Source organism: Novipirellula sp., assembly GCF_041583735.1.
In the GTDB taxonomy this organism is placed as follows: domain Bacteria; phylum Planctomycetota; class Planctomycetia; order Pirellulales; family Pirellulaceae; genus Novipirellula.
Window position 1 is genome coordinate 1 of the sequence record NZ_JBFHFD010000556.1, and the last position, 5,840, is coordinate 5,840.

The 5,840-nt window shown below is 55.3% G+C and carries 3 protein-coding genes; all 3 read left to right on the top strand.

The features are described 5' to 3' along the window. A partial coding sequence (locus tag ABX962_RS28145; RefSeq protein WP_372724438.1) for a sulfatase-like hydrolase/transferase occupies window positions 1-895 on the top strand: 895 nt, incomplete at its 5' end. A gap of 29 nt (window positions 896-924) precedes the next feature. Beyond that, entirely contained in the window at window positions 925-3,891 is a 2,967-nt protein-coding gene (locus ABX962_RS28150) for an exo-alpha-sialidase (protein WP_372724442.1), read from the top strand. 10 nt (window positions 3,892-3,901) lie between these two features. After that, window positions 3,902-5,521, top strand: a complete 1,620-nt coding sequence (locus ABX962_RS28155) for a ribulokinase (RefSeq protein ID WP_372724440.1) — start codon at window positions 3,902-3,904, stop codon at window positions 5,519-5,521. Window positions 5,522-5,840 lie beyond the last annotated feature (319 nt).

The window sequence follows — 5,840 nt, forward strand, 5'->3', positions numbered from 1 at the left end:
CGCCGGAGTTATCCCTCATGATTCGATGGTGCAGAAGGTATCCGACTTTATTCGTCGCCCCCACGACCGCCCGTACTTTTTGATGGCGTCGTCGTGTTATGTTCATACACCGGTAAAAAACCGCTGTCGTTGGCTGGTTGAAAAATACGACGCCAAGATTCCACAAGAAATTCCGCAGCGTCCATTGCGACTTGAGTACGCCGCGTTTGTGGAAACGCTGGACCATCACGTCGGCGAGATCCTTACTGCGATCGACGAATCAGGACAGCAAGACAATACGTTGGTGGTATTCGTGTCTGACAACGGCGGTCACCCCGAGTATTGTGGTAACGCTCCGCTGCGAGGATCCAAGTGGAACCTTTACGAAGGCGGCATTCGCGTGCCGATGATCGCTCGCTGGCCCAACCACATCACGGCGGGTGCAACCTGCGACACCGCCGTGATAGGCTATGACCTGCTGCCCACGTTTGCGGACATCGCAGGCGGAAGCGAAAACAACCCACCACAAAACAATGTCGATGGACTCAGCATCAAGCCCCTGCTGAGCGATCCCGAAGTACAATCGGACCGATTACAATTTGACCGCAGCTTGATTTGGCATTTTCCTTACTACCACCCCGAAACCGGATTCAAGGATGCGACTGAAACGATCGGGGTGAATGACTTTGCGGTCAGTCAAACACGTCCGCAATCCGCACTTCGTCATGGACGCTACAAGATTATCCACTTCGCTGAAGACGATCGTATTGAGTTGTACGATTTGGAAACCGACCTTGCGGAACAGCACGATTTGAGTGAATCGCTTCCCAAGATTGCCGCACAGATGCGTGCTAGACTTGACACTCATTTAACCACGATGAACGCCCGCCGAGCCCTACCGAAAGAGAAGAAATGAAGTTACCGAAACTGACTATCTATTGTTGGATGTGCGTCCTGACGCTCAGTTCATTCGCCGCGGCGGATGAACCGCAGTGGAAACTACAACCCTTGCCGTACAACAACCCAGGTTTAAAGGTTGATCTTGGCGTCGGGTTGTGGGCGTTTCCATTGCCGATGGATTACGACAACGATGGTGACTTGGACTTGTTGGTCAGTTGTCCTGACAAACCATCCAACGGCACCTACTTTTTCGAAAATCCATCTCAAGATCCAAACGAGAAAATGCCGGTTTTCAAAGCGGGCGTTCGCATCGGCAGCGGCAGTCATTTCATGCAAATGAGTGTGGTCGATGGTGAACCGATTGTGATGTTACCGGCGAAAGAGTTTCGCCGTGATGCCAAAACGGGCAAGTTTGATTTTGCGAAACCGACCAAGATCAACGCCCACGCCAACCCGAATCATCACACCAAAGGCAACACCCGCGCGAACATGTGGCGGTACGTCGATTATGACGGCGACGGGGATCAAGACATTGTCGTCGGCAGCGGCGATTGGACCGATTACAGTTGGGATCACGCCTACGACAACCATGGCAATTGGCGAAACGGGCCACTGCATGGCTATGTTTACTTGATTGAAAACAAAGGCAACGACGACGAGCCAGCGTATTCATCCGAGCCGGAACGCTTGCAGGCTGGCGGCGGCGAAATCGATGTCTACGGGTTTCCGAGCCCGAACTTTGCCGACTTTGATAATGATGGCGACTTGGACTTGTTGTGCGGTGAGTTCCTGGACGGTTTCACCTATTTCCAAAACATTGGCACTCGCACCGAACCCCAATACGCAGCGGGCCAAAAACTCAACAACGCTGCGGGTGAACCGCTAGTGATGCATTTGCAAATGATCACGCCAACGGCGATCGACTGGGACGCCGACGGCGACCTCGATTTGATCGTCGGGGACGAAGATGGACGCGTTGCCTTGGTGGAAAACACCGGCGAACTTCGTGACCACCAACCAGTATTTAAAGCCCCAAAATACTTCCAGCAACAAGCCGACACGCTCAAGTTCGGTGCACTGGCGACACCCTTTGCCTATGACTGGGACAACGACGGAGACGAGGACATCGTGTGTGGCAACACCGCGGGTTCGATTGGTTATTTCGAAAATCTTGGCAATGCGGAAAATGGACTGCCCAAATGGGCGGCTCCGAAACTGCTAGAGGTCAAACAAAACGATGGGTCACAAAAACCGTTTCGCGTGATGGCAGGCCCGAGTGGTTCCATCCAAGGCCCCGCCGAAGCGAAGTGGGGTTACACCACGTTGTCGGTTGCCGATTGGGACGGCGATGGAGATGGGGACATTGTCTACAACTCGATCCTGTCGCGATTGGGCATGTTGACCAACGAATCAGGAACGCTTGTCGAAAAGAACTTTGACACCGGACAACGCGAAGCGCCACCGAAATGGTATTGGTGGCAAACATTGTCCAGTTCGGCTTTGACTCAGTGGCGAACCACGCCAATGGCGATCGATTTCGATGGCGACAAGAAACTCGACTTGGTCATGCTAGACCAAGAAGGCTTCTTGACACTTCGCTCCGGTGGCGGAGCGGCAGAGCGAATTTTTGTTGACGAAAGCGGTCAACCGCTGCAGCTCAATTCGGGAACGTGCGGTCGATCCGGGCGGGTCAAGTTACAGGTGGTGGATTGGGATGGCGATTCACGACTAGACGTATTGGTCAATTCCGAAAATGCCACGTGGTATCGCAATTGTGCGGATGTCGATGGCAAGGTGATGTTGAAGAAAGTCGGCAACTTGGCAAAACGCAACGTCGCTGGACACACATCGAGCCCCACGGTGTGCGATTTTAACAAGGACGGCAAACCGGATTTGTTAGTCGGCAGCGAGAACGGCCGGATTTACCATATCGCTCATGATGATTGCGTGACCTTCACATCGGCGGAAACAATGCCTAGCGAACCGAAGCCCGCTACCGAGCCGGCGTTCCCTGGATTACTGTCGAGCGAATTCATTTTCAAGGACGCTCCCTTCAAAGAGTGTCATGCGTCAACGATTTGCCAAACGTCTCGCGGGTTGGTCGCCTCTTGGTTTGGCGGCTCTCGTGAAGGGAATAAGGATGTCGTGATCTGGACCAGTTTTCATGACGGATTGAATTGGTCACGACCTCTGAATGTTGCCGACGGAGTTCAGCACGACGGGATGCGTCACCCGTGCTGGAACCCGGTGCTGTACCAACCGCCTGGCGATGCTCCGCTGCTGCTGTTCTTCAAAGTTGGACCACGGCCGCACAGTTGGTGGGGCGAGATGATGATCAGCTACGATCGCGGACGCACCTTTACCGACCGCAAGCGATTGCCCGAAGGCATTGATGGTCCGGTACGATGCAAACCGATTTTGCTTAGCGATGGCAAAACGCTGCTCAGTGGATCGTCAACCGAAAACGAAGGATGGCGAGTCCATTTTGAAAAGGTCACGTTGGTCGATGGTGAACCGAGTGGTACTTTCAAACGCATTGGGCCGATCAACGACGGTACTGAATTCAAGGCGATTCAACCGACGATCTTGACGTATCCCGATGGCCGGCTTCAAGCACTTTGCCGCACCCAAGAAAGCGTGATTGCGTCGACCGAGTCGACCGATGGCGGCGAGACATGGTCGAAATTGGTCGCGACCAACATGCCGAATCCAAATTCGGGAATTGATGTCGTTACGCTGACCGATGGTCGTCAATTGATGATCTACAACCATCTTGGATCCTCCGACAATGGCTGGGGCAAACGAAGTTTGTTGAACCTAGCGATTTCCGAGGACGGAATGAACTGGACCGAGGTCGGAGTGCTTGAGAAGGAAAAATCAGGTGAGTTCAGCTATCCAGCAATCATCCAAACCGATGACGGCATGGTTCACATGACCTATACCTGGAAGCGGCAATTGATCAAGCACGTGGTGGTCGATCCGTCCCAATTGACACCAACGCAGTCGAAATAAAGGAACGGCGATGAACTCAACTGCCTCGAGAGAGCCGGTCGCACTTGGATTAGATTTTGGCACGGAGTCGGTACGCGCGATTTTGATCGACGCTGCGGGCAACCAACTCGGGCTCGCTTCGCGTGATTATGCCAATGGCCAAATCACTCAGACGCTGCCGGGTTGTGACGCCCCGTTGCCGCCACGGTACGCACTGCAAGCCCCAGGCGATTGGATCGATTCGGCCGCCGAAGCAACACGTGCCGCGATTAGCGACGCGGGAATCGACGCCGCGAGTGTCGTTGGAATCGGAGTCGACTTTACTAGTTGCACGATGTTGCCAACCACACTCGAGGGCACACCGCTCTGTGAACTCGAGGCGTTCCGGTCGACTCCGTTGGCATGGCCGAAGCTATGGAAGCATCACGGAGCACTCGAGCAGACCGAGCGGATGAATGCGGTGGCCCGAGAGCGTGACGAACCATTTTTACAGCGGTATGGCGGCACGATCGGGCTGGAATGGTTCTTTCCCAAAATGCTCGAGACGATCGAAAACGCTCCCAAAGTCGCCTCGGCTGCCGACGTTTGGCTGGAAGCCGGAGATTGGTTCGTGTGGCAATTGGTGGGCGGGGACGCCGCGTCGCTGACCCGATCGACGTGCCAGGCGGGTTACAAGGCGATGTGGTCGGCGAAGGAGGGCTATCCGTCGAGCGAGTACTTTGCTGCGGTCCACCCCAAGTTGGCCGAGGCCGCGAAGCATCGCATGCCTGGCGTGATGCGATCGCCTGGGGAACCTGCCGGAGGCTTGACCGCGGCGATGGCCCAGCGATTCGGACTTCGCGAGAACATTCCGGTTTCGACTGCAATTATTGACGCGCATTCCGCGGTTCCCGGGGTCGGCGCCGCTGACGCCGGAGTATTAGTGATGGTGATGGGGACCAGCAGTTGTCACATGCTCAACGCCAACACTGCGGCCGATATCCCTGGGATCGCAGGCGTGGTCGACGGTGGCATTTTGCCCGGCATGTTTGGATACGAAACAGGTCAAGCGGCGGTCGGTGACGCGTTCGCATGGCTGCGGCGATTGCTTGGACTCGACTCCTTTGACTCACTCGCCGAGGCGGCCCTGCGATTGCCACCGGGTGCCGAAGGAGTGATCTGTATTGACTGGATGAATGGATGCCGTACCCCGTTGATGGACGGCAGTCTACGGGGCGCGTTTACCGGACTAGGTCTCGAGCACGGTCCCGAACACTTGTATTTGGCGTTGATGGAAGGATCGGCCTTTGGGCTCCGCTGGATCGTCGAATTGCTTCGCGATGGCGGCGCGCCGATCGATCGACTGATTGCCACCGGAGGATTGCCGCACCACAACCGCGCGTTCGTCGAAGTGTATGCCGATGTGCTAGGAATGGAGATTGAAATTCATCCATCCACGCAAGGCCCGGCGGTCGGTGCGGCGGTGTTGGGAATGATCGCGGCCGGATCCGAAGCGAGCGGTTTCTCAAGCGTCAGCGAAGCGGCGACCGCGATGGCGGGGGTTCCCCAGGGGAAACAAGATGTCGTCTACCCGCGAAGCGAGCGAACCGCGGACTACGACCGGCTGTACAGCGAGTACCGCAAGCTAGCCGCGACACTAGCCCAGCGTTAGTGCCAGTACGATCGACTCTTTTTGGGCAGCGGCGAGACGCGAGAAATCACGCTCGCACGCCTTTGTTGCCCTTTCCTTTCTTAATCATAATCTTACTCTTAATCCTAATCTCCACCGGATTACACCCGAGCCGGACGATTGCGCGGACGGGATTAAGATTAAGAGTATGATTAAGATTAAGAGGCTGCGTGTTTGCCTCTGCTACGATAACGGAATTCTTGCCGTTGTCCCCGCTGCGTCTCAAGAAACTACGACCGCACGCCTTTGCTGCCCTTTTCCGTTTCTTAATCATAATCTTACTCTTAATCCTAATCTCCAC